18 protein-coding genes and 1 pseudogene are annotated in these 24,367 nt (G+C 64.2%); 4 read left to right on the forward strand and 15 right to left on the reverse strand.

Annotated features, from left to right (window positions below):
• Window positions 1–64: 64 nt before the first annotated feature.
• From R2R70_RS08940 to R2R70_RS08985, 10 genes are all read right to left on the reverse strand, one after another.
• On the reverse strand, window positions 65–421 hold the full coding sequence (locus tag R2R70_RS08940) for a RidA family protein (protein ID WP_043331456.1): 357 nt from the start codon (window positions 419–421) through the stop codon (window positions 65–67).
• Window positions 422–831: 410 nt separating this feature from the next.
• Window positions 832–1,722, reverse strand: coding sequence for a universal stress protein (locus R2R70_RS08945; protein WP_410977848.1), 891 nt, complete (start codon window positions 1,720–1,722; stop codon window positions 832–834).
• Between the two features lie 177 nt (window positions 1,723–1,899).
• Window positions 1,900–3,387: a SulP family inorganic anion transporter gene (locus R2R70_RS08950; protein WP_054555610.1), complete on the reverse strand. Its 1,488-nt coding sequence runs from the start codon at window positions 3,385–3,387 to the stop codon at window positions 1,900–1,902.
• 264 nt (window positions 3,388–3,651) lie between these two features.
• Window positions 3,652–4,701 carry a DMT family transporter gene (locus tag R2R70_RS08955; protein ID WP_410977849.1) on the reverse strand — a complete coding sequence of 350 codons (1,050 nt, stop codon included), beginning with the start codon at window positions 4,699–4,701 and terminating at the stop codon, window positions 3,652–3,654.
• A 6-nt stretch (window positions 4,702–4,707) separates the two neighbouring features.
• Complete coding sequence (locus R2R70_RS08960) at window positions 4,708–5,580, reverse strand: HAD family hydrolase (protein ID WP_410977850.1); 873 nt, start codon at window positions 5,578–5,580, stop codon at window positions 4,708–4,710.
• Window positions 5,581–5,702: 122 nt separating this feature from the next.
• The gene (locus R2R70_RS08965; protein ID WP_410977851.1) at window positions 5,703–6,716 is read right to left on the reverse strand and encodes a cyclodeaminase; all 1,014 of its coding nucleotides are present in this window, start codon (window positions 6,714–6,716) and stop codon (window positions 5,703–5,705) included.
• Window positions 6,717–6,774: 58 nt separating this feature from the next.
• Window positions 6,775–7,878 carry a pyridoxal-phosphate dependent enzyme gene (locus R2R70_RS08970; protein ID WP_410977852.1) on the reverse strand — a complete coding sequence of 368 codons (1,104 nt, stop codon included), beginning with the start codon at window positions 7,876–7,878 and terminating at the stop codon, window positions 6,775–6,777.
• 9 nt (window positions 7,879–7,887) lie between these two features.
• On the reverse strand, window positions 7,888–9,378 hold the full coding sequence (locus R2R70_RS08975) for an aminotransferase (RefSeq protein WP_054555613.1): 1,491 nt from the start codon (window positions 9,376–9,378) through the stop codon (window positions 7,888–7,890).
• Between the two features lie 99 nt (window positions 9,379–9,477).
• The gene (locus R2R70_RS08980; protein ID WP_107336145.1) at window positions 9,478–11,031 is read right to left on the reverse strand and encodes an NAD-dependent succinate-semialdehyde dehydrogenase; all 1,554 of its coding nucleotides are present in this window, start codon (window positions 11,029–11,031) and stop codon (window positions 9,478–9,480) included.
• Between the two features lie 237 nt (window positions 11,032–11,268).
• Entirely contained in the window at window positions 11,269–11,817 is a 549-nt protein-coding gene (locus R2R70_RS08985) for a hemerythrin domain-containing protein (protein WP_043331576.1), read from the reverse strand.
• Between the two features lie 312 nt (window positions 11,818–12,129).
• Here R2R70_RS08985 and R2R70_RS08990 point away from each other — a divergent pair, with 312 nt between their 5' ends.
• Window positions 12,130–13,497, forward strand: a complete 1,368-nt coding sequence (locus R2R70_RS08990) for a replication-associated recombination protein A (RefSeq protein ID WP_410977853.1) — start codon at window positions 12,130–12,132, stop codon at window positions 13,495–13,497.
• Window positions 13,498–13,628: 131 nt separating this feature from the next.
• On the opposite strand, the gene lolA is transcribed toward R2R70_RS08990, so the two are convergent.
• From lolA to R2R70_RS09005, 3 genes and pseudogenes are all read right to left on the reverse strand, one after another.
• Window positions 13,629–14,297: an outer membrane lipoprotein chaperone LolA gene (lolA, locus tag R2R70_RS08995; protein ID WP_054555615.1), complete on the reverse strand. Its 669-nt coding sequence runs from the start codon at window positions 14,295–14,297 to the stop codon at window positions 13,629–13,631.
• A gap of 200 nt (window positions 14,298–14,497) precedes the next feature.
• Window positions 14,498–16,534: a DNA translocase FtsK gene (locus R2R70_RS09000; protein WP_410977886.1), complete on the reverse strand. Its 2,037-nt coding sequence runs from the start codon at window positions 16,532–16,534 to the stop codon at window positions 14,498–14,500.
• Window positions 16,535–17,668: 1,134 nt separating this feature from the next.
• Window positions 17,669–18,709: pseudogene (locus tag R2R70_RS09005) on the reverse strand (DNA translocase FtsK 4TM domain-containing protein); the annotation flags it as partial.
• A 26-nt stretch (window positions 18,710–18,735) separates the two neighbouring features.
• On the opposite strand from R2R70_RS09005, the gene aat reads away from it, so the two are divergent.
• From aat to infA, 3 genes are all read left to right on the forward strand, one after another.
• Window positions 18,736–19,452 carry a leucyl/phenylalanyl-tRNA--protein transferase gene (gene aat / locus R2R70_RS09010; protein ID WP_410977854.1) on the forward strand — a complete coding sequence of 239 codons (717 nt, stop codon included), beginning with the start codon at window positions 18,736–18,738 and terminating at the stop codon, window positions 19,450–19,452.
• A 36-nt stretch (window positions 19,453–19,488) separates the two neighbouring features.
• A complete protein-coding gene (locus tag R2R70_RS09015) occupies window positions 19,489–20,292 on the forward strand; it encodes an arginyltransferase (protein ID WP_054555616.1) in 804 nt (267 codons plus the stop codon).
• 380 nt (window positions 20,293–20,672) lie between these two features.
• A complete protein-coding gene (infA, locus tag R2R70_RS09020) occupies window positions 20,673–20,891 on the forward strand; it encodes a translation initiation factor IF-1 (RefSeq protein WP_024953359.1) in 219 nt (72 codons plus the stop codon).
• Window positions 20,892–21,426: 535 nt separating this feature from the next.
• Here the strand turns inward: infA and clpA are convergent.
• Window positions 21,427–23,691: an ATP-dependent Clp protease ATP-binding subunit ClpA gene (gene clpA / locus R2R70_RS09025; protein WP_410977855.1), complete on the reverse strand. Its 2,265-nt coding sequence runs from the start codon at window positions 23,689–23,691 to the stop codon at window positions 21,427–21,429.
• Window positions 23,692–23,724: 33 nt separating this feature from the next.
• Entirely contained in the window at window positions 23,725–24,126 is a 402-nt protein-coding gene (clpS, locus tag R2R70_RS09030; RefSeq protein WP_082388342.1) for an ATP-dependent Clp protease adapter ClpS, read from the reverse strand.
• Window positions 24,127–24,367: the final 241 nt, after the last annotated feature.

The raw sequence follows: 24,367 nt of genomic DNA on the forward strand, positions 1-24,367 counted from the left end.
TTTTTTAAAGGGTGTTTTAAAATACCACCCGCATCAAGTGGGTGGTATATCAGTACATTGATTATTACTTAACGGCAGCTACCACGGTAATTTCACACAACAGTTCCGGGCTGGCCATGGCGGCTTGTACGCAGGCGCGGGCGGGGGCGTGGCCTTGTGGCACCCAGGTGTCCCAGATGTCGTTGAAGGTCTTGAAGTCGTCCATTGTCTTGAGATAGACGGTGGCGGAGAGCAGGTGCTCGCGGTCGGTGCCGACTTCTTCCAGCAGCGCATCGACACGCGCGAGCATGCTGTTGGCCTGGTCCGTGATATTCCCGAAGCGGTGGTCCGGACCGGCGACCTGGCCACACAGGTAGATAGTGTTGTTGTGGATTACGGCGCGGCTCATGCGCGGCTTGGTGTCATGGCGTTGGATGTTCATCGAGAGTGTCCTTGTGCTGTTCTTCTTGGGTAGTGGAAAAATGCCGCCAGCGGTGCTGATGCAGAAAAGACCGCTGGCGATACAGGGTGAGATCAGTCCTTCAGCGTTCCAGATTCGCGCGAGCGGCGCAACGCGACCTGCGGGGGATATTACCCTGCATCATGGGAACCTGTGGTTTCAGTTATGGGGGCTCTTGTGATGGCTCTTGTGGTAAAACCTGTTGTTTCACGCGTGCTGCCGGTGATGCAGGAAAACGTGCGTGAATTCTAGACTGCCGGTATACGACGACACCCGCCAGACAGCAAGACGCCGCGCCCGAGAGATTACGGAAGCGCGGCGTCACGGCAATGATGAAACGGCTTGCTCATCAGCCAATGCTCAGAGAGCCGCCTGAGCGACTCAGAGACGGCTCAGCGCAGAATCAGCAGCGGCACCGTGGCGTTGCGAATCATCTCGGTGGTGGTGCTGCCGACCAGCAACTGACGGATGCGCGAGTGGCCGTAGGCGCCCATCACCAGCATGTCGATGGCGTGCTCCTTGGCATATTCGCGCAGACAGGCTTCCACCTCCCCCGCTCTGAAGCTGGCCTGAACGCTGAAACCTGCCGCGGTGAGGGTGTCGCGTGCGGCGTCCAGCGGGGCCTGATGTTCCACCGACTCGGCGCCAACCATCACCAGATGCAGCTCCGCGCCTTGCAGCAGCGGGCTTGCCGCCAATACCTCGACGGCGCGCTTGATGGTGGTGCTGCAATCGAAGGCGATCAGCACCCGTGTCGGCACAGCGAACTCACCCGGCACCACCAGCACGGGACGATGCAGGCTGCGAATCACGCGCTCCAGATTGCTGCCCAGGTGCTCGCTGGCCTGCTCCGCCCCTTCACCGCGCTTGCCGATCACCAGCAGGCGGATCTCGTCCTCAAGCTCAGCCAGGGTCTCGACCAGCTCTCCATTGCGCTGGCGTGGCCGCGGCTCCGCGATACCCGCCTGCACGGCGCGCTCGTAGGCGGCCTCCAGCATCAGACGGCCCTGCTCCTGGGCGATACGCCCGCGCTGCTCATCCAGGGTGGCGAGCTCTTCCAGCAGATGCTCGCGCGCACCGAGCCCGATGCTACCGGAGAGATCACTGCTGGCCTCGCCCGCCCCTTCCTGGCGGTCGATCACATGCAGGAAGCTCAGCGGCGCCGAGAGACGCTTGCTGGCCCATACGGCGGCATCACACACGGAGACGGCAAAGGCGGAGCCGTCAATGCAGGCGGTGACCTTGTCATGGCCTGTCAGGGCACTGGCAGAGGATTGGCTCATGGCGTGCTTCCTTATGCTGACGATCAAGGTGGCGCTTCAGGCGCCTGCTTCGAGATTACCACTTTCCGACCCCACCAACGCAAACGGCGGGCAGCCCGTGAAGGACTGCCCGCCGTCTTTACGCATCAATCACGCTGCTGGCGCCCCGCCTCGATCAGGCGGGTGGCGCCAACGGGATCAATGACCCATCAGCTTCTCGACCGCATCCGGCTTGTCATGCACCGCGAAGCGATCCACCAGGGTGGCGCTGGCTTCGTTGAGGCCACGCACCTCGACCTCGGTACCCTCGCGGCGGAACTTGACCACCACAGTGTCCAGCGCGCCGATGGCGGTGATGTCCCAGAAGTGTGCACGGCTGACGTCGATGACGACACGCTCGACGGTCTCCTTGAGGTCAAAACCGGCCTGGAACTGTTCGCTGGAGGCGAAGAACACCTGACCGACCACGCGGTATTCGCGGGTACGGCCATCGGCATTCATGTCGCTGCCGATATGCAGCACCTGACCGATCTTGTTGGCGAAGAACAGCGCCGAGAGCAGCACGCCGACCAGCACGCCGATCGCCAGGTTGTGGGTCGCGACCACGACGGCCACGGTGCCCAGCATGACGATGTTGGTGGACATCGGGTGGGTCTTGAGGTCACGGATCGACTGCCAGGAGAAGGTGCCGATGGAGACCATGATCATCACCGCGACCAGTGCGGCCATCGGAATCTGCGAGACCCACGGGCCGAGGAACACGACCAGGATCAGCAGCACGACACCCGCCACCATGGTGGAGAGACGCGTACGACCGCCGGACTTCACGTTGATCATCGTCTGGCCGATCATCGCGCAACCCGCCATGCCGCCGAGGAAGCCGGTGACGACGTTGGCCGCGCCCTGGCCCTTGCACTCACGGTTCTTGTCGGACGGCGTATCGGTCAGATCATCGACCAAGGTGGCCGTCATCAGGGATTCCAGCAGACCCACGACCGCCAGCGGCAGCGAGTACGGCAGGATGATCCACAGGGTTTCCAGATTGAAGGGGATGTCCGGAATCAGGAACACCGGCAGGCTGTCCGGCAGCTCGCCCATGTCGCCGACGGTGCGGATATCCAGACCGACGACCATGGCGAAGATGGTCAGCACGATGATGCAGACCAGCGGCGACGGCAGCAGCTTGCCGACCTTCGGCACCAGCGGCAGCAGGTAGATGATGCCGAGACCGGCCGCCGTCATGGCGTAGACGTGCCAGGTGACGTTGGTCAGCTCCGGCAGCTGGGCCATGAAGATCAGGATCGCCAGCGCATTCACGAAGCCGGTGACCACCGAGCGCGACACGAAGCGCATCAGCGAGCCGAGCTTGAAGTAGCCGAAGATGATCTGGATCACGCCGGTCAGCACGGTGGCGGCCAGCAGGTATTCCAGGCCGTGGTCCTTGACCAGGTCGACCATCAGCAGTGCCATGGCACCGGTGGCGGCGGAGATCATGCCCGGACGGCCACCGGCGATGGCGGTCACCACGGCGATGGAGAAGGAGGCATACAAGCCGACCTTGGGGTCGACACCGGCAATGATGGAGAAGGCGATGGCTTCGGGGATCAGGGCCAACGCCACCACCAGGCCGGACAGGATGTCGGGCCGGAGGTTGGAGAGCCACTGCTGTTTGAGGCTGCTTGTCATCGAGTCGTCCGCAACAGGTTGGGGAAGGTGGTGTGCGTGCTGAATCCTGGCGCTGTCGAGTCAGTCTGGCGTCCGGTTGTTGCAATCTTCATCACTGCCGTCAGGGGCAGTGCCGCTCGCACCTGGCTCGCGTCGTGAAGTCGCCGTCGTTTCCGGTCGCCCTGTGGCTTTCTTCGCGCCATGAGCTCTTCGCTCCGGTCGCCGTGAGGCGTCCAGAGGGCTGTCATTTGACAGTGAATAAACTCGGGGATGGGCGGGATTGTATCAGCTGCCGCCCGCAGACGCATCCGCAGAAGGCGTACGCGTGGCCTGCAGGTGACGCAGGCGGCGGTCGATCAGGCTCTTGATCAGCATCGCGCCCAGCACCATGGCGCCGCCCACCCAGCCGCGCAGGGTCAGCGACTCGTCCAGCACCCACCACACCCACAGGATGCCGAACACGCTTTCCAGCAGCATCAGCAGCGCCACCTCGGAGGACGGCAGATACAGCGGGCCACGCTGGATCAGCGTGAAGCCCAGCGGCGAGAGCACCAGACACAGCAGCACCAGCCAGCCGGCGCGCCGGGCGAAATCATCGCTGTGCGAGGGCCACAGCTGGGTGAGCACGCTCTCGAGGCCCTCTGCTGCACCCTCCCCTACCCCAGAGACTGCCAACCACGTGCAGGCCAGCAGGCCGCACAGCGCGGTCATAAGCCCCGACAGCGTCAGCATCGGGCTCATGTCGAGGCCCGGGCGCGTGCGGCACAGCGTGAAGTTGCCCGCCAGTGACAGGCTGCAGCCCAGCGCGAGCAGATTGCCGGTCAGCGAGCCGCTGCCCGCCTCGTCCATCACCAGCAGCGTGATGCCCGCCAGCGAGACCAGAATCGCGCCCCACACATGGCGCGGCTGGCGCTCGCCCAGCCATAGCCGCGACATCAGCGCCGCGAACAGCGGACTGGCGGCGAGAATGATCAGCACATTGCCGGCGCGGGTGTATTGATTGGCGAGCACGAAACCCAGCGTGGAGCCGGTGAACAGCAGCGCGACCCATAGCCCCGTGCGCCCGCAGCCACGCATGCGCGCCAGCGCACTGGCGCAGCGCTGGGCAGGCCCGCCGCGCTGGGTGAGCAGCAGAATCAGCGCAAAGCCGATGGCCGTCAGCAGGCCGCGCCAGAACACCAGCGGGCCATCGGCGACATCGGCGAGGCGCAGCAACAGCGCATCCGGCGAGATCAGCAGCACGCCCAGCGCCGTCAGCGCGACGCCGCGCGCCTGCAGGGCTCTGGCATCCGGGCCGTGATCGCGGGAAAGATGGGAGTCAGTCGACGGCTTCATGCACGCTCAGTCCGATTCGATGGACAGGTGCGACTGACGCCAGTCGACCACCGGCCAGCCACGCGCTTCGGCGAACTGGCGCAGCGGCGCATCCGGCTGGGTGGCGTGGGGATGATCAACCCGCTCGAGCAGCGGCAGGTCGTTGTGGGAATCGGAGTAGCCCCACAGTGCCTGCGGCGCACGCTTGAGCTGGCTGGCGTCTTCCAGCCAGGCATCCAGCGCCGCCAGCTTGCCTTCGCGGAAGGTGACGATGCCGGTGGTCTCGCCGGTGAAGCGGCCCTCATCATCGAAGGCAGGATGGGTGGCCAGCGCGCCATCGGCGGTCAGGCGACTGGCGATGGGGCCGACAAGATGATGCATGGAGGCGGAGATGATCAGGGTGCGATGGCCCGCCTCGCCGTGTTCGGCCAGCCGTGCGATGCCGCCTTCCAGCAGACGCGGCATCACCATTTCTTCCACGAAATCATCGACTTCACGACGCACCTCATCGCGATGCCGTCCGATGAGCGGGCTGAGCAGATGGCCCGTGTGCTCGTGGATATCCAGGGTGCCGGCATGATACTCGCTCTGGTGGCGCTCGCCGATGGCCATGAAGGCCTCGACATCCTCGATCCAGCCACAGGCGGCCATCCAGCGCATCCACATGCCGGTGCAGTCACCATCGAGCAGGGTATCGTCGAGATCGAACACCGCCAGCGGGGAATCCAGCTGGCAGAAATGGCGCAGATACCCCTCACCCGGCGGGGATAGCGGTGGCAGCAGCGTCACGGCATCGCAGTCGGCACAGAGATCCGCCAGCGGCGAGCGGCGGACCTCTACCCCGGGGGCAGCATTGAGGGCGCGCGGCGCAGCAGAGGGTGAGGGCATGGTTCGAGTCACGACAGGCTCCGAGTGGACGAGGGAGTCAACGGCTTCCTGCCGTTACTGCGTGACCCTCGCATGCGGCGCCGCGCTGGGCAAGTCCGTCGCACCTTCATGACCCGCTGTCGCTGCATGCGGCACTAGCGCTGGGCGAGTCGAGCGAGCGCCAGACTGGCAATCGCGGTGTCCTGCACGCCGGTACCGGTAAGGTCTGCCACCGTAATGAGGGTATCAGTGGCGGTTTCAGCCTGCTCACCCCTGTTCTTTTCACCGTCACGCAGACGACGCCCATCGGCCAGCAGCTTGCCCAGCTCGTAGACCTCGCATGCCTTGGTCTGGTCTTCATCCAGCCCCTTCAGCTCGCCATTGATTTCCGACTGGGCGCGGCTGTCACACACGAAGTAGTCGCAGTCGGTCAGCACGTCGGCTTCCAGCTCACGCTTCTCGGGGCTGTCGGAGCCCATCGCGGTGACATGCACGCCTTCCGGCAGCATCGAGTATTCCAGCAGCGGCGTGTGAGACGGCGTGGCGGTGATGATGATATCGGCGTTCTGACACACCGCATGCAGGCTGTCATGGCTGCGCACGGTGAGGCCCAGACGCTGCTCGGTGTCGCGCGCGAAGCGCTCGCCGCGCTCCTTGTCACGCGCCCAGACATCGACACTCTCGATGTCGCGCACCAGCCTCAGCGCTTCCAGCTGCAGGCTCGCCTGCTCACCCGCGCCGATCAGCGCGACGCGCTTGCTGTCGGGGCGAGAAAGGGCCTCTGCCGCCACGGCACCGGCCAGTGCGGTACGAATGGCGGTGAGATAGCCACCGTCATCCAGCAGGGCCTTGGCCAGTCCCGTCTCGGCGGAGAACACCACCATCAGGCCATTGAGGCTTGGCAGGCCGCGGGCGGGATTGTTGAAGAAGCCGGGGCTGATCTTGATCGCGAAGTGCTTGAGCCCTTGGATGTGGGCGGTCTTGACGTCCACCTCGCCGTTGGCCTCCTCGATGGCCATCGACAGGATAGGCGGCTGCACCACCTTGCCTTGGCCCAGCGCGATGAAGGCATCGCGAATGGTGCCCAGTGCCGTGGCGTCCAGCCCCACGACCTGCTCGATCTGTTCACGGGAATACGTCTGCATGCTTTCTTGAGTCGGTTCCGTCATGCGCCCTCCTCCTGGTGTGCCGTCATCTGCCTCACGCTGTGAGCCATGGGCGAAAAAATCACTGCTGAGCGTCTGCCAGCAGTGCTCGAGCCTGATCGAAGGTCTCCAGACTGACACCATTGCCACTGATGATCAGCGCGACACGCTGGCCGCGGATCGACTCGGCCAGCGCCGGGTCGGTCTCGCCCAGTCGCGAGGCCTCAAGTGCGGCAAGCCCGACCACGGCGGCGCCCTCGACCAGCAGCTTCTCCTCTTCCAGCAACAGGTGCATGGCGCGAGCGATGGCGCGCTCGCTGACCTGATGGTGTTCATCCATCACGCGGCGCACCAGCGGCAGCGTGGTGTGATTGCCAAGCCCGATGCCGCCACCCAGCGAATCGGCGAGGCTGGCGACCTCTTCCACCTCCACCGGTGTGCCCGCCTGCAGGCTGTGCCACATGGCCGCACCTTCGGTGAGGCTGACGCCATGCACGCGGGTCTCGGGGCGAATCGCCTTGAGCGCCGCCCCGATACCGCCGAGCAGGCCGCCGCCGGACAGTCCGATCAGTACCTGATCGAGCTGCGGGCAATCCTCCATCAACTCAAGCCCGATGGTGCCCTGACCGGCCGCGATCAGCGGGTCATCGAAGGGTGGCACCGCCAGCATGCCCTCCTCCTCGACCAGCCGATTGACCTCGTGGAAGGCCTCGTCCTGACTGCGCCCGACCCGGCGTACCTCGACACTGCCACCAGTGGCACCGCCCAGCTCACCCAGCGCCTCGATGGCACGCACCTTGTTGGCGGGCACCTGCTCGGAGAGACAGATGACCGCCCTGAGGCCACGGCGCATCGCGGCGTAGGCCAGCGCGCGACCATGATTGCCGGTGGAGGCGGTGGTCACGCCGCGCTGGAGGCGCTCGTAGGCCTCTCCAGAGGCCTGCTCCGCCACTGCGGCCAGCAGATTGCTGGCCCCGCGCAGCTTGAAGGCGCCGGTGGGCTGGCGGGTCTCCAGCTTGAGCAGAATCTCGGCATCGAAGCGTCGCGACAACGCCGGTGAAGGCACCAGCGCCGTGCGTTCGACGCCCGTGGCCGTCGATGAATGAAACAGCCGCTGGCGCGCGGCATAGATATCGGCCAGCGCCAGCGGCGTTTCCCGTGTGCTCTTGAGCGGGGGTAGGGTCAATGCCATAACCTACTTGTCACCAGAAGCGGGGTCACCAGAGGCGGGATCACTGGAAGAGAGATCGCCATTGTCGACAAGCTCCTGATGCACCTTGTCCACGGCGCGACGCGCGCGGGCGACGATGTCATCGATTTCCTCGGGGGTGACCACCAGCGGCGGCGCGAAGCCGAGGATGTCGCCCTGCGGCATGGCGCGAGCGACCAGGCCTTCCTCGAGGGCTGCCGCGGAGATGCGCGGGCCGACCTTGAGCGCTGAGTCGAACGCCTTGCGCTGTGACGGCTGCGGCGAGAACTCCAGCGCCGCCAACAGGCCGATGCCACGCACATTGCCGACGATGGGATGATCGGCGAAAGCTGCCTGCATGGCGTTCTGCAGATAGGCGCCGGTATCACGGGCGTTGTCGACCAGGCCCTCGCGGCGGATGATCTCCAGGTTGGCGACACCGGCGGCGGCGCCCAGCGCATGGCCGGAGTAGGTCCAACCGTGGCCGATGGGGCCGAATTCGCCGGTGCCCTGCTCCAGCACCTTCCACACGCGGTCGCCGACGATGACCCCGGACAGCGGCTGATAGGCGCTGGTCAGGCCCTTGGCGATGGTGACCAGGTCCGGCTTGATGCCGAAGTGCTGGTAGCCGAACTGGCTGCCGATGCGCCCGAAGCCGCACACCACCTCATCGCAGATCAACAGGATGTCGTGGCGCTTGAGCACGGCCTGGATGGCCTCCCAGTAGCCCTCCGGCGGCGGCACGATGCCACCGGTGCCCAGCACCGGCTCGCCGATGAAGGCGCCGACGGTCTCCGGCCCTTCGGCCTGGATCATCGCCTCGAGCTTCTCGGCGCACCAGGTGGAGAATTCACGCTCGCTCATCTCGGCGCACTCGGCGGGACGGCGGTAATAATCCGGCGCCTCGGTGTGCAGGATGCCGGGAATCGGCAGATCGAAGTGATCATGGAAGGCCGCCAGCCCGGTCAGCGAGCCTGAGGCGATGCCGGAACCGTGATAGCCGCGCCAGCGCGAGATGACCTTCTTCTTCTCCGGCTTGCCAATCACGTTGTGGTAATAGCGCACCAGCTTGAGCTGGGTCTCGTTGGCATCACTGCCGGACATGCCGTAATAGACCCTGGACATGTCGGGGCCGGCCAGTTCGAGAATCTTCTCGGACAGCGCGATCTGCGGCTCATTCGAGTGGCCGACATAGGTGTGGTAGTAGCTGAGCTTGAGGGCCTGCTCGTGGATGGCATCGGCGACTTCCGTGCGCCCGTAACCGATGTTGACGCAGTAGAGACCGGCGAAGCCGTCGATCAGCTCGCGCCCGTCACGCTCGCGGATGCGGATGCCTTCGCCACCGGTGATCACGCGACCCGGTGCATCGCCCTGGGCGTAATCGCGCAGGTGGGTCGAGGCATGGAAGGTGACCTTGCGATCACGGCGAATCAGCTCATCGGTCGAGGTCGCGTCGTCGAAGCTGGCGGCCTGACTCAGGGTGTTATCAGTGCTCATGTGACTCTCCGAATGCTCAACTAGGGGCGATCGACCGGCGGTGATGCTCAATGGCTACCGGTCGCCATGATCGACATGTGACAGTGAAGGATGTCCGTCTCAACTTCCGGAGGCGCTTTCCAGTCCACCCAGACAGTAGTACTTGATATCGAGATATTCCTCGAGCCCCTGACGGCCACCTTCGCGACCCAGGCCAGATTGCTTGACGCCACCGAAGGGAATCGGCGCGCCGGTCATCTTGACGGAATTGACCGAGACCATGCCGAAGCGCAGGCCACGCATCAGTTGCCAGATGCGGCGCACATCGTGGGTATAGACGTAGGCGGCGAGGCCGTATTCGGTGTCGTTGGCCATCGCGATCACCTCTTCCTCATCGTGCCAGGCGGTGATGCCGGCCACCGGCGAGAAGGTTTCCTCGCGCCAGACGCGCATGTCCGGCGTGATGTCGGCCAGCAGCACCGGCATGAAGAAGTTGGGGCCCGGCGCCATGCTCTGGTCGCCGTGGATCAGCCGCGCGCCGCGCTCGACGGCGTCATCGACGATGGTCTGCGCCTTGGCGACGGCGTCGCGGTGGATCAGCGGGCCAAGGTCGATCCCCTTCACCTGACCATTGCCGACCTTGAGCTGCTTCATGATGCGCGCGAAGTGGCTCAGGAAGTCCTCGTAGAGGCTGTCGTGGACCAGGATACGGTCGGCCGCGAGGCAGTCCTGACCGGAGGTCTGGAACTTGGCATCGACGGCGGCGCGCGCAGCCTCCTCGGGGTCCATGTCCGGTCCGACGATGAAGGGGGCATTGCCGCCCAGTTCAAGCGAGACGCGCTTGACGCTGTCGGCGCACTGTTTCAGCAGCAGACGCCCGACCCGGGTGGAGCCGGTGAATGAGAGCCCGGCGACGCGCGGGTCGTCACACAGCTGCCTGGAGACCTCGGAGGCCTCGCCGGTGATGACGCTGAAGACACCGGCGGGAATGCCGGCACGCTCGGCCAGCTCCGCCAGTGCCAGCGCCGAGAACGGCGTCTCGCCGGCCGGCTTGACCAGCACCGTGCAGCCCGCCGCCAGCGCGGCCGCGGCCTTGCGAGTGATCATCGCCAGCGGGAAGTTCCATGGCGTGATCAGCGCCGCGACACCGATAGGCTCACGCACGGTGCCCAGCGCGGCATTCGGGATATGGCTGGGAATGGTCTCGCCGAAGGCACGATTGCCCTCCTCGGCGAACCAGTGAACGAAGCTGGCGCCATATTCCACTTCGCCGCGCCCATCGTCCAGCGACTTGCCCTGCTCACGCGTCATCAGCATGGCCAGGTCTTCCTTGTGGGCGCGGATGAGGTCGTACCAGGCATCCAGCAGCTCGCCGCGCTGGTCGACACGCAGCTTGCGCCATTCACGCTGGGCCGCATCGGCGGTGGCGATGGCGGCGTCGATCTGCGCCTCCTCGAGCCACGGCACCTGGCCGAGACGCTCGCCGGTGGCGGGGTCGAAGACCGCCTCCTCGCGTCCGCCTTCACCATGCACCCAGCAGCCATTCACGTAGGCGAGCTGGCGAAACAGGCGCGGGTCTTCCAAGGCAATGCCTTGACTGGCGAACTGGGCGGGCTCGGACGTCGCTCCGTCCTGGGAAGTTGCCCACTGTCGTGCAAGAGATTGAGCACTCATCGCTTGTCTCCCGGGCCGCACGGCCGTCATCTGAGAAGGCGGAACACCGCCAAAGACAACGCCCACCGAAACGCGGCGGGCGTCATGTGATGACCTCAGTGTGGGGGAGATGGGACGTGGAGACTTTCGGAATACCCGCCAACGACTTGGCGTTCTTTCTGTTGTGGCGGGCAAAGTGCGGATTCTTTCTGTGTGGCGAGTTCCTGACTAGACCGTTATAGATCGGACCGAAAGGGCTCAGGCGGTCACGACGTCACTCTCGGTCAGCTCGGCGTAGAGTTCCGGGTAGGCTTCCTGAAGGCGCTCAAGCTCGGTGCGCGCATGCGGGATGGCATCGGTCAGCTGCTGCCATTCCTCATCACTGAGGTTGTCGCGCATCAGCGGGAACAGCTCCTGGCGCTCGGCACGCAGGTAGTCACGGTGTGCCTCCACATACTCGCGCAGGTCGGCATTGAACTGGTCCATCGGGATGATCTGGTCCATCAGGATGCTGTCGAGGTTGTCGGACAGCTTGTCCAGACGCTCGTGCAGGGTGCGATATTGCTGGATGAGGCGCTGACAGAGTGGCGCGGCGTCTTCGGAGCGTTCGCACAGCATCTGGGTGCATTGACGCTCCAGCGGAATGATGAAGCCCTGCATGTAATCGAGAATGTAATCCACCACCTCACGCATCATGCGGAAGTCGGGACGCTCACCACTGACGAGCGTCTTGTGGCGGTGCGAAAGCACGTGCAGCAGACGGGCCATGTTGGCGTGGTCCTGGCGCAGCTGAGTCACATTGGGCATGACTTCCTCCTCCTTACGGAACAGGTGGCCGATGCTGGCAGACAGCGCTGCCGCCTCGGGCATTGCTACCGAATGTAGCAATGTCGTCACCTAGAAGTGTAGGACACATCCCCCGAGCGCCAGTTAGACGTTGGGTGGGATTGCCTAAATGAGCGTGTCATGCTGTCAGGAAAACATGACAGTCTGGTGCAATGCCACGCGCGGCCTGAGGCCGCTGACTGACCGTGCCGCCCCTGCTGATTTGTACAGTCCTGCAGGATCGGCCATGATGAGCGCAATACTGCCCCACGCCTGCCGGAGCCAGACTCGCCGATGGATCTTTTTGCCGATACCGCCTCGAATTCCCATGCGCCACTGGCCTTCCGCATGCGTCCCCGCACCCTGGATGACTACATCGGACAGACAGCGTTGGTCGGGCCTGACATGCCGCTGCGCCAGATGGTGGCCTCCGGCGTGGTGCGCTCGATGATCCTGTGGGGGCCGCCGGGGGTCGGCAAGACGACGCTGGCCGAGATTCTCGCCAATGGCTGTGATGCCCATCTGGAGCAGCTCTCGGCGGTGATGGCCGGCGTCAAGGACATCCGCGAGGTGGTGGAGCGCGCCAGACACTTCCAGGCCAACGATCGCCAGACGGTGATGTTTCTCGATGAGATCCACCGCCTCAACAAGAGCCAGCAGGACGCCCTGTTGCCGCATGTGGAATCCGGCCTGCTGACGCTGATCGGCGCGACCACCGAGAACCCGTCCTTCGAGGTCAACTCGGCCCTGCTATCGCGGGCGCGGGTCTATGTGCTCAAGGCCCTGGAAACCGAAGACCTGATCGAGGTACTGACGCGCGCCCTGCAGGATGAGGTCAACGGCCTCGGCAAGCGTCACATCGAAGCCAGCCGCGAGACGCTGACCCGCATCGCGCGCTCGGCCTCCGGCGATGCACGCCGTGCCCTCGGCCTACTGGAGACCGCCTGTGACTTCGTGCGTCGTGAGCCAGACGCCCAGGGGGGAACGCGCGAGATACTCGAGGACAGCTCGCTGGAAGCCGTGCTGGGCCATCAGGCCTCGAGCTTCGACAAGCAGGGCGATGACTATTACGACCTGCTGTCGGCGATCCACAAGTCGATACGCTCCTCGCGGCCCGACGCGGCGCTGTTGTACATGGCGCGCTTCATGGATGGCGGCGGCGACCCGCTCGATGTCGTGCGGCGTCTGACGGCGATTGCCTCCGAGGATGTCGGCAACGCCGACCCACGCGCCCTGCCGCTGACCATCGCCGCCTGGGACGCCTATCTGCGCCTCGGTGACTACGAGGGCCAGCGCGCCATCGCCCATGCGGCGATTCACCTGGCCATCGCGCCCAAGAGCAATGCCATCGAGGTGGCCTGGAAGGAAGCCAAGGCCTTCGTGCGCCAGCAGCCCCACTTCGGGGTGCCGGTCTACCTGCGCAATGCCCCGACCACGCTGATGAAGGAGCTGGGCATGGGCGAAGGCTATCGCTATGCCCACAACGAGCCCAATGGCTATCCGGCCGGCCGCTCCCACGATGCCTGGCCAGAAGAGCTGCCGACCCAGCAGTTCTATCGCCCGACCCAGCATGGTGGCGAGAAACGCTTCGCCGAGATAGAGCGCTGGCGCCGCGAGCAGGACGCCGCCGCAGACCGTGGCGAGACGCCCGGACAGAGCTGATCAGCGGCGAATCCTGCGCGCACATGGCTGCCAAGTCGCGACTGGCACAGACAAGAACGCCCGGACCAGATGGTCCGGGCGTTCTTGTTTATTCAAGCGTATTCAGGATTTGCGCTGCACCTTGGGCGTGATCACTGCTCACGAATGACGTCGGCGCCTTGCGGGATCTGGAACACGAAACGGCTATCCTGCAGCGACGGGTTGTACTGCACGTTGCTGAAGTCGATCGCCGTGCGCTGGCCGGTGGAATCCGCCATCTGCAGCATGTCGAGCTGCTCGCTGTCGAAGGTCAGCTTGAGGCTTTCAAACAGCGTATCGGCCTGTTTGGGCGTCAGCGTGAAGGTCTCACGCGCGCCCTGCTGCTGACGCTTGACCGCATAGTTGGCGGTCAGCTCACTGGCACGACCGGACAGCAACAGCGCCGGCGTGTGGGTGACACGCTCATCCAGCGGCTGCACGGTGACCTGCTCGAGGTCCGGATCATGCAGATAGACTTCCTTGCCATCCGACACCACTTCCTGACGGTACGGCGCATCGACGCTCCAGCGGAACTTGCCCGGGCGCGACAGCCACATCTTGCCCTTGGCTTCCTGCAGACGCTGACCGGAGGCATCGAGGATCTGCTGATCGAAGTCGGCTGCATAGGTCTTGAGCGGCTCCAGCAGGCGCGACAGACGATCGCCTGCCGATTCCTCGGCGTGCGCTGGCAGAGCGGCCATGCCCAGCATCAGCGCGGCGCCCAGCCCCTTGGCCAGACGAGCGGTCAACGAAGAAGCGAAAGAACGGGACAATGTCTTCATGAAACTCCTTGCGATGAGGAAGACCAGTGGCAAGCCTCGGCACCGAGGCCCTGCAGCTGACCATCATCATTTCAGCGATTCGGGATGATTGCTGCCAACAGCCTGCTGGCAGTGATCTGTTATCTGACGTCTTTGACACGAAGGGGAGCAAAAAGCTCCCCTTCGTGTGTTCCAGCGTGCAGCGACCAGGCCTGCGGCGGCTAGCCGCTGTGGTTGGGCGCGATCACTTCCCGCGAGCCATTGGTGCCCATCGCGGAGACGACACCCGCCATCTCCATCGCCTCGACCAGACGCGCGGCGCGGTTGTACCCGATCTTGAAGCGACGCTGCACGGCAGAGATGGAGGCGCGACGCGACTCGACCACATAGGCCACGGCCTCATCGTAGAGCGCATCCTGCTCGGCATCGCTGTCCTCGCCTTCAGCTTCGAGGCCGGCCAACGCATCCGCCTGCACACCACCGGTGAGGATCTCCTCGATGTACTCCGGCGAGCCGCGACGCTTCCAGTCATCGACCACGCGGTGGACCTCGTCATCATCGACGAAGGCACCATGAACGCGCGTCGGCATGCCGGCACCGGCCGGCAGATAGAGCATGTCACCGTGGCCCAGCAGGTCCTCGGCGCCGCCCTGATCGAGGATGGTACGCGAGTCGATCTTGGAGGAGACCTGGAAGGCCATGCGCGTCGGGATGTTGGCCTTGATCAGGCCGGTCACGACGTCCACCGACGGACGCTGGGTGGCCAGAATCAGGTGAATCCCCGCGGCACGCGCCTTCTGGGCCAGACGTGCGATCAGCTCCTCGACCTTCTTGCCGACGATCATGAACATGTCGGCGAACTCATCGATCACCACCACGATGTAGGGCAGCTTGGCGAGCACCGGCGGATGCTGGTGCATCTCCCAGGGCTGCGGCTCCCACAGCGGGTCGGCGATCTGGGCACCATGTGCCTCGGCTTCATCGATCTTGGCATTGAAGCCGGCCAGGTTGCGCACGCCCATGGCGGCCATCAGCTTGTAGCGACGCTCCATCTCGGCGACACACCAGCGCAGGGCGTTGGCGGCCTCCTTCATGTCGGTCACCACCGGCGCCAGCAGATGCGGAATGCCGTCATAGACCGACAGTTCCAGCATCTTGGGGTCGACCATGATCATGCGCACTTCGTCCGGCGTGGCCTTGAGCAGCATCGAGATCAGCATCGAGTTGATGCCGACTGACTTGCCCGAACCGGTGGTACCGGCGACCAGCAGGTGTGGCATCTTGCCGAGGTTGGCCACGACAGGCGCGCCACCGATGTCCTGACCCAGCGCCAGCGTGACCGGAGATTCCGCCAGCTGGTAAGCATCGGAATCGAACACTTCGCGCAGGCGAATCATGGCGCGGTTGGGGTTGGGAATCTCGATGCCGACCGTCGGACGGCCCGGAATCACCTCGACCACACGCACGCTCTTGACCAGCAGTGAACGCGCCAGGTCCGTCGACAGGTTGGAGATCTTGGACGCCTTGACGCCCGGCGCCGGCTGAATCTCGAAGCGCGTGATGACCGGCCCCGGCCAGACATCCGCCACCTCGGCCTTGACGCCATACTCGCGCAGACGCACCACCAGCAGCTCGGCCATCTGGTCGAGTTCTTCTTCGCTGTAGTTGGGCTTCTGGGCATCCGGCGGCGTCAGCAGGCTCAGCTGCGGCAGGTCCCCTTCCGGCTCGTCCTCGTGATCGGCACCTTCATGGCGCTGGCTCTGCATGTGCTCCACGGTCCACAGGGTCGGACCGGAGGGATCACTGGCAGCCGCCTGTGCATCTTCCGCCGTCGCCAGACGACCACCGCCCGGCACCATGCCGGACTCATCGCCGTCATAGGCCCAGGACGGGCGCTCGACCGGTGCGGGTGTCGCTTCCGGCGTGGCTGTCGGCGCCTCGAAAGGCGGCACATGCTCGGCCTGAGGCGCCACGGAATCGGGCTCCGCTGGCGCGACCGGCTCGGCCGGTTGATGGGGCGCTGCAGGCTGACGCGGCTCAGGGGCATGCTGCTGCGTGGCAGACGGGCTGCTCGGTGCCGCAGGCGCGTCTGCCTGTGTCGGCGCGTTGCCCGTCGGCTGCTCGAAGGCATCATCCCAGGAAACGACCGCCTTGCGAGCGGGAGTCTCGGAAGAGGCCGCCGCGACACCGGCCGCCATCACACCCGCACCGGCAGCCAGCCCTGCGGCCGTGGCGAATTGACCACCACTACCGGACAGGGGCGCATCATCGTCGTCCCTGGGCTCCGGCGGTTGATTGCGGCTATCCGGCGCGGCATCGCTGCGCTCGCGCGCAAGTTGCGCGTCGCGCTCACGCTGTGCCTCTTTCTCAAGCTGCGCCTGTTTCTCGAGCTGCGCCTGCTTTTCAAGCAGTGCTTGTCGCTCTGCCGCTTGCTGCTCGGCTGCGCGCTGCGCTTTCTGTTCTGCTTCGCGCTGCGCCTCCTGCTCTGCCAGACGTTGCGCTTCCTGCTCGCGAGCCAGTTCTTGAGCCTGAACCTGAGCTTGTGCCTGAGACGGAGTCTTGTGAGCTTCGGCCTCGCCCTGCACCTGAGCGTCTTGCGCCGTCTCGTGACGTGCGGTCTCATGACGAGCCGTGTCGTGACGAGCGGTCGGCGCAAAGGCAGAGGCGGCGTCCCAGGCAGCAGGGGCAGCCGTGCTGTCGGAGGCTGATGCCGTGTCTTCGGCGGCAGGGCCTGGCGTCGCCGCCTTGGGAGCCTGCGTCGTGACTGAGGCGTCAGCATGACGCTGGCGCTCGGCCTCAATGGCAGCGGCTTGCGGCAGACGGGAGCGCGTGACATCGGCATGCGCGACACGCGGCGCGGAGGCGGCCTCTGCCGCCACGGCGGTCTTCAGGGCCGCGGCCAGATCAACCCCTTCGATGCTGACATTGGCGCTCTGCACCGTCATGCGCTCGGTGTAGGCAGCGCCCGGCACCTTGGCGGAAGGCGTGGTTTCAGCGGTCTGCCACGGGATATCGGTGCTGCGGTCATCCGCGAAGTCGTCGCGAGCGCTGATGGCCTCGTCGGTGCCGCCATCCAGAGACGGCTCGACACGGCGCTGACCGCGCGGCTCGGCGGCGATGCCTTCTGCCTCCTGACGGCGACCAAGCAGAATCTCGTCGCTGTCCTCGTCCCACTCCTCCTCTCGGGCACGCCGGCCCGGCAGCAGGCGTTGCCACCAGCTCAGACTGGGGGCCGGGTCGCGATCCGAGTCATCCTCTTCACCGTCCTCGTGCGTCAGCGACTCTTCGGCGTAGGCTGCCTCGTCATCGTAGCCGTCCTGATCGTCGCGGCGGCTGTTGAAGCGCTCGGCGAACCAGCCAGACACCCGCATGCAGCCATTGCCCAGCTCATCCATGACCGTCAGCCACGACATGCCGGTAAACAACGTGAAGCCGCACAGGAAGCTGGCCATCGCGACCAGTACCGTGCCGCCCATGCCGATCAACGGCGTCAGTGCCCCGGCGATGCCCTTGCCGAGGATACCGCCCGCGCCGTTGGTCAGCTGGCTATCGGGGCTGTAGAACTGGATATCACCGATGACGCAGGTCGCCATGATCAGCAGGAACAGGCCGCCGGCGCGCACCGCGATGGTCGTCGGGTCCCACACAAGCTCAGTGCTGGGCTGACGCATCAGGCGCCAGGCACCGAAGCCCAGCATCGCCGGCCACCACAGGGCACTGCCGCCGAACAGCGAATACAGCACGTCTGACAGCCAGGCGCCGATGCTGCCCATCCAGTTGCTGGGCGTCAGCTCAGGGCCGCTGTAGGACCAGCCGGGGTCCGTCGGCGCATAGCTGAACAGCGCCAGCAGCATGAAGACGCAGAGGCTGAGCATGAGAATGACCACGCCTTCACGGCTGACGCCCTGCAGGGTGGTGGTCAGGCGTGACGGTGGTCGCGCTGCCTTCTCCGCACGCTGCTCGGCGCGGATGGCCTGGCGTTCGGCGCGTTCGGCCTGACGCTCGGCGCGGCGCTGGGCTGCAGGGCTCTCTTCCTGCACGCGCGGCTTGTGTCTGGCCTTGGCAGCAGGCTGGCCGCTGGCGTCCTTCCTCGCGGGCTTGCCCGAGACGCGCGGCGTCTTGCGTGCCGGGCTGGACTCAGTGGCCGAAGCACCGCGCAGACGCGCGAAGAAGCCCGGCGAGTCCGCTTTCTGACGGGCACGCTTCCTGGGTGTTGCTGCCGCACGGCGGCTACGGGTTTCAGGCTTGGCCTGTTCCCGACTTGTCTTTCTGGCACTCTTGGCAGTCAAGTCGCCATCCCCCTTGCACCTTGTGGGCGATTTTCCATGTACCTTCAGCCGGTTATCATAACCATTCGATGGCAGTGACGTCATAATTGCCGATTCACGTCTGCTCATGACGCCAAGGCGCCAGGAGCCCATTGCTCCGTGCATGTTCCCGAACCGACAAGAGGCTGCCCATGCTTCCCTGGCTTCCCCCTGCCCCTGTCCGCTTTCCGCATGCTTCCACCGCCCTGAGCGAGCCCGACGGCCTGCTGTGTGCAGGGGGCGAACTCAGTCCCGAGTGGCTGCTGGCGGCCTACCCCCGCGGCATATTTCCCTGGTTCAGTCCGGGCGACCCCATCCTGTGGTGGTCACCGGACCCACGCATGGTGCTCAAGCCAGAGGAAGTCCGTGTACGCCGCAGTCTGGCCAAGCGCCTGCGCAATGCAGGCCTGAGCTACAGTATCGACCGCGACTTTACCGGTGTGATCAATGCCTGTGCCAGCATTCCTCGCGATGGCCAGGCAGGCACGTGGATATTGCCAGAAATGCAGCAGGCCTACATCGCCCTGCATGCCATGGGACATGCCCACAGCGTTGAAGTCTGGCAGGACGATTCTCTGGTGGGCGGCCTGTATGGCGTCGCCTGTGGACGCATCTTCTTCGGCGAGTCGATGTTCTCGCGCGTGCCCGATGCCTCGAAACTGGCGCTGGTGATCCTGTGCCAGGAATTGGAGGCACGGGATTTTCCGTTGATCGACTGTCAGATGCATACTCCGCACCTGGCAAGTCTTGGCGCCCGCAGCATCGCCCGCAGCGATTTCATCAGCTATCTTGACCAGTATGCCACTGGCCAAGGGCATGAGGGCAAGTGGTCACTGACATCCTGGCCCACGCAGCACGCCCGGGAATGATGGCCACGGCAATTCCAAGAGGGAGATGATGCAACGGTGAGCAGCAATACCCCCAAGCAACCGCAACGCGATCTGCGCTTCTTTCTGACGGTACCGCACGCCTGCAGCTATCTGGAAGGCCGCCAGGCGACCACGCTGTTTCTCGATCCGCAGGAAGCGCCCAATTCCGGTGTCTATGACGCCCTTGCCCTGCTCGGCTTTCGTCGCAGCGGCTCTCATCTCTATCGTCCGCATTGCGGTGATTGCCGTGCCTGCATTTCCGTACGCGTGCCGATCGCCGACTTCACGCCCAACCGCACCCAGAAGCGTCTGGTGCGTCGCAATGCCGACCTGGTCATCGAAGAGGGGCCGGCACTCTTCGACCCCGAGCATTATCGCCTGTACGCCCATTACATCCGCAGCCGTCATGCGGATGGCGACATGTTCCCGCCCAGTCATGAGCAGTATCGCACCTTCCTCACCTCCCGCGATGACTATGCCCGCCTGGTGAGCTTTCGCCTCGATGGCCGTCTGGTGGCCGTCGCCGCCATGGACCGCATGAGTCATGGCCTGTCCGCCATCTATACCTTCTACGATCCGGATGAGTCACTGAATCAGCGCTCGCTGGGGACCTACGCGGTGCTGTGGCAGATTGAGCAGGCACGCCGCGAAGGCCTGACCCACCTCTATCTGGGCTACTGGATCCGTGATTGCCGCAAGATGAACTACAAGCAGCATTTCCAGCCGCTCGAGTATCTGGATGGCAGCCACTGGCGGCGACGCATACCGGCCAACCATACCGACAGCCATCTGCCACTGAGCCTGGTCAAGCAAGGCGCGTCAGTGACATCCGGCGAGTGACGCGCTGAGCTCATTGCATGGGCTCATTCCAAGGGCTCATTCCATAGGCTCTTTCGACGCGCTCTCCAGGCGCCCTCTCGACGCAAGCGCTCCGACAACGCTAAGGTGACGCAACGCTCAGCTGGCAGGGGCTCATCAGACAGCGCTGACTGCCAACCAACCGCCTGCCGAGAGTTGCCCCGGCGCAAGATGCCGATTTTTATCTTCCTCCTGAGCTGCCCACAGGCGCTCAAGGAGCGTACAATCGCGCTTCGACTTTGCCTTGCCGCCGCCCTTACGGCACAATATCGCGTATCGAAGTCCCGAATCGGGCACTTTTTGTGCTGAGGCGGCTCGGAACTACCAGCAGTATTCCCTGTAATAAGTGAGGATCAGCCTATATGGCGCGTGAAGATCATATTGAAATGGAAGGCGTCATCGTCGACACCCTTCCGAACACCACTTTCCGTGTTGAACTGGAAAACGGCCACATCGTGACCGCTCACATCTCCGGAAAGATGCGCAAGAACTACATCCGCATCCTGACTGGCGACAAGGTCAAGGTTGAGCTGACTCCGTACGACCTGTCCAAGGGCCGTATCGTCTACCGTTCGCGCTAAGCACGGTCAGACTGCCCTGCCGGTTGCCATGCCATCGATCACTCTGCACGTCCTGGACCTGCATGCGATCATCATGACACCGGCTGGCTGAACCGGTCGTTCCCGGCACCTCAGGCACCAGCGTCACCTCCGCCTGAACCCTCCGCCCGGACCCGGAACGCATCGAGGTTGCAAGACTTGCCCTTCCCGGCGAGACACCCGCCACCTCGATGGCGTATGCCTGAGTATTCCGATGATGCCGCCTTGTCCCATGAATGCGTCTTGAGCCCGAACGCCAATCTGGTCTTCGCTCCCATTCAATGATGACAGGCGGCTCATCCCCGCTGGGCATTTTCTCCTCAATACGCATTCGCTTCCCCCGCCCTCCCCTTGAAGATGGCGAGCCCCTTGGCGTGCGCGCGTATCAGGCCTTGGGCGATCGACTCGACGCCCGCCCAGTGCGGACAGTTTGCTGACTGACAGGCATAAAAAACGGCCAGCGCTTGAGCACTGACCGTTCATGTCGCCCCTTCAGGGCAGCAAGCTTAGCGTCAGATCACGCCATTTCCGCTTCCGTTTCCAGGTGCAGCTCGCCGTTGTCGACCGTGACATGCACGATGCCGCCCGACTCGGACAGGTCGCCGAACAGGATCATCTCTGCCAGCGGCTTCTTGAGCTTCTCCTGAATCACGCGTGCCATCGGGCGAGCACCCATTGCCGGGTCATACCCGAGAGTCGCCAGCAAGTCGCGCGCCTCATCAGCGACATCCAGCTGCACGCGCTTCTCATCCAGCTGCGCCTGCAGTTCGACCAGGAACTTGTCGACCACATTGCGCACCACGGCGAGATCCAGCGCGCCGAACTGGATGATGCCATCCAGACGGTTGCGGAATTCCGGCGAGAACGTCTTGCGGATGACTTCCATGGCGTCGGTGGAGTGATCCTGGTGCTTGAAGCCGATGGAGCGACGCGCCACCTGCTCGGCACCCGCATTGGAGGTCATCACCAGAATGACGTTGCGGAAGTCCGCTTCGCGACCGTTGTTGTCGGTCAGGCGGCCGTGGTCCATCACCTGCAGCAGCAGGTTGAAGACTTCCGGGTGTGCCTTCTCGATCTCATCCAGCAACAGCACGCAGTGCGGCTGCTTGGTGATGGCTTCGGTCAACAGACCGCCCTGGTCATAACCGACGTAGCCCGGCGGTGCCCCGATGAGGCGCGAGACGGTGTGACGCTCCATGTACTCGGACATGTCGAAGCGCACCAGCTCGATACCCATCAGCGCCGCCAGCTGACGGGCGACCTCGGTCTTGCCGACGCCTGTCGGGCCAGCGAACAGGAAGCTGCCCACCGGCTTGTCCGGCGCCTTGAGGCCAGCACGCGACAGCTTGATCGCCGCGGACAGACCGGTGATGGCGCCGTCCTGCCCGAACACCAGCATCTTGAGATCGCGCTCGAGATTGGACAGCAGCTTCTTGTCGGAGCTGGAGACCGTCTTCGGCGGAATGCGGGCGATGGAGGCGACGATCGCCTCGACCTGCTCGGTATCGATGGTGTCGACGCGGATGCTCTGCGGCAGCAGGCGCTGGTGGGCACCGGCCTCGTCGATCACGTCGATGGCCTTGTCCGGCAGCTGACGGTCGTTGATGTAGCGGTCCGCCAGACGCACTGCCGTTTCCAGCGAGGCATCGGTGTACTTGATGGCATGGTGCTCCTCGAAGCGGCCACGCAGCCCCTTGAGGATGCGGATGGTGTCATCCACCGACGGCTCCATGACATCGACCTTCTGGAAGCGACGCGCCAGGGCGCGGTCCTTCTCGAAGATGCCACGGAATTCCTGGAAGGTGGTGGAACCGATGCAACGCAGCTCGCCGGAAGACAGCAGCGGCTTGAGCAGGTTGGAGGCATCCATCACGCCACCGGACGCGGCACCCGCACCGATGACGGTATGGATCTCGTCGATGAACAGAATCGAGTTCGGTTCCTTGCGCAGCTCCGCCAGCAGCGACTTGAGACGCTTCTCGAAGTCACCGCGGTACTTGGTGCCGGCCAGCAGCGCCCCGAGATCCAGCGAGTAGACCACGGCTTCCTTGATGACGTCCGGCACGTCCTCCTCGACGATGCGCTTGGCGAGACCTTCCGCGATGGCAGTCTTGCCGACGCCGGCCTCACCGACCAGCAGTGGGTTGTTCTTGCGGCGTCGCACCAGAATCTGCACCACGCGCTCGAGCTCGCCATCGCGGCCGATCAGCGGGTCGATCTTGCCCAGACGCGCCTGCTCGTTGAGGTTGGTGGCGTAGTTGGTCAGCGGGTTGTTGCCGCCCTCGCTGCTCGCCTCTTCGCTCTCTTCATTCTCGACCGACGCCTGGGGCGTCTGAGTGTGACCCGCGACCTTGGAGATGCCATGCGCGATGTAATTGACCGCATCCACACGCGCGACATTCTGCTGCTTAAGGAAGTAGACGGCCTGGCTTTCCTGCTCGGAGAAGATGGCCACCAGCACGTTGGCGCCGGTCACTTCACTCTTGCCGGAGGATTGCACGTGGAAGACGGCACGCTGCAGGACGCGCTGGAAGCCCAGCGTCGGCTGCGTCTCGCGGTCTTCCTGCTCTTCCGGAATCAGCGGGGTGGTGGAATTGATGAAGTCCTGAAGGTCGACTCGCAGCTTGTCCAGATTGGCACCACAGGCGCGCAGGACATCGGCAGCGGAGGCATTGTCCAGCAGTGCCAGCAGGAGGTGTTCCACGGTCATGAATTCGTGGCGTTTGGAACGTGCCACGGTGAAGGCCGTGTTCAGGGTCAGTTCAAGTTCTTTGCTCAACATGGCAAGTCCCCTCTAGGCCGCGTCTTGGACGGATCACTCCGCCCGGTCGATGTCGCACAGCAGCGGATGCTGGCACTCTCGAGCATATTGATTGACTTGGTGGCATTTCGTTTCCGCGATGTCGCGACTGAAGATGCCACAGGTTCCTTTTCCCTGATGATGGACAGCGAGCATGATCTGTACTGCCTGCTCCTGATCCTTGTTGAAAAAGGTGGTCAGCACCTCCACGACGAAGTCCATCGGCGTGAAGTCATCATTGTGCAGAACGACCTTGTACATGGGCGGTGGAGCCAGTTCAGGCTCAGCGGTCTCGAATGCCAGATCACCTTCGTGGTCTTCCTGGTATCCGGGTTCCTGAGCCGACGGGGCCTGATTGCTGATCGACAGTGTCTCCAGAAAGGGAGGACTGCCGCGCGATGTCTCTGTCTTGAACATAAGGGGCTGATCCGGTGAACACAAGCCGTGACGAAGCAGATTGCCTCAACGCGCCGCTAAGAAGGCCAAGCGCTGCCACGTCGTCTCAATGTGGGTGTGATAAGGAAAAGATGGGGGCTTGTCGATCTGGTTGCAAGCTTTAGTCGCGTACGCCCAGGCGTACACGTTCATGCCTGCATCGCGACGCTCTGACATGAATGCGGACATTTGCATGCATTTTCGCTCACATACGCGACAGACA

It is taken from the genome of Cobetia sp. SIMBA_158, from assembly GCF_046566945.1.
Taxonomy (GTDB): domain Bacteria; phylum Pseudomonadota; class Gammaproteobacteria; order Pseudomonadales; family Halomonadaceae; genus Cobetia; species Cobetia amphilecti.

Bases quoted from the DNA above. Each gene is read 5' to 3' on its own strand.
- R2R70_RS08985 (WP_043331576.1), bottom strand. From the start codon at position 11,817: ATGCCCAATGTGACTCAGCTGCGCCAGGACCACGCCAACATGGCCCGT.
- clpS (WP_082388342.1), bottom strand. From the start codon at position 24,126: ATGTTCAAGACAGAGACATCGCGCGGCAGTCCTCCCTTTCTGGAGACA.
- R2R70_RS08980 (WP_107336145.1), bottom strand. From the start codon at position 11,031: ATGAGTGCTCAATCTCTTGCACGACAGTGGGCAACTTCCCAGGACGGA.
- clpA (WP_410977855.1), bottom strand. From the start codon at position 23,691: ATGTTGAGCAAAGAACTTGAACTGACCCTGAACACGGCCTTCACCGTG.
- R2R70_RS08990 (WP_410977853.1), top strand. From the start codon at position 12,130: ATGGATCTTTTTGCCGATACCGCCTCGAATTCCCATGCGCCACTGGCC.
- infA (WP_024953359.1), top strand. From the start codon at position 20,673: ATGGCGCGTGAAGATCATATTGAAATGGAAGGCGTCATCGTCGACACC.
- R2R70_RS08940 (WP_043331456.1), bottom strand. From the start codon at position 421: ATGAACATCCAACGCCATGACACCAAGCCGCGCATGAGCCGCGCCGTA.
- R2R70_RS08955 (WP_410977849.1), bottom strand. From the start codon at position 4,701: ATGAAGCCGTCGACTGACTCCCATCTTTCCCGCGATCACGGCCCGGAT.
- aat (WP_410977854.1), top strand. From the start codon at position 18,736: ATGCTTCCCTGGCTTCCCCCTGCCCCTGTCCGCTTTCCGCATGCTTCC.
- lolA (WP_054555615.1), bottom strand. From the start codon at position 14,297: ATGAAGACATTGTCCCGTTCTTTCGCTTCTTCGTTGACCGCTCGTCTG.
- R2R70_RS08945 (WP_410977848.1), bottom strand. From the start codon at position 1,722: ATGAGCCAATCCTCTGCCAGTGCCCTGACAGGCCATGACAAGGTCACC.
- R2R70_RS08965 (WP_410977851.1), bottom strand. From the start codon at position 6,716: ATGACGGAACCGACTCAAGAAAGCATGCAGACGTATTCCCGTGAACAG.
- R2R70_RS08975 (WP_054555613.1), bottom strand. From the start codon at position 9,378: ATGAGCACTGATAACACCCTGAGTCAGGCCGCCAGCTTCGACGACGCG.
- R2R70_RS08950 (WP_054555610.1), bottom strand. From the start codon at position 3,387: ATGACAAGCAGCCTCAAACAGCAGTGGCTCTCCAACCTCCGGCCCGAC.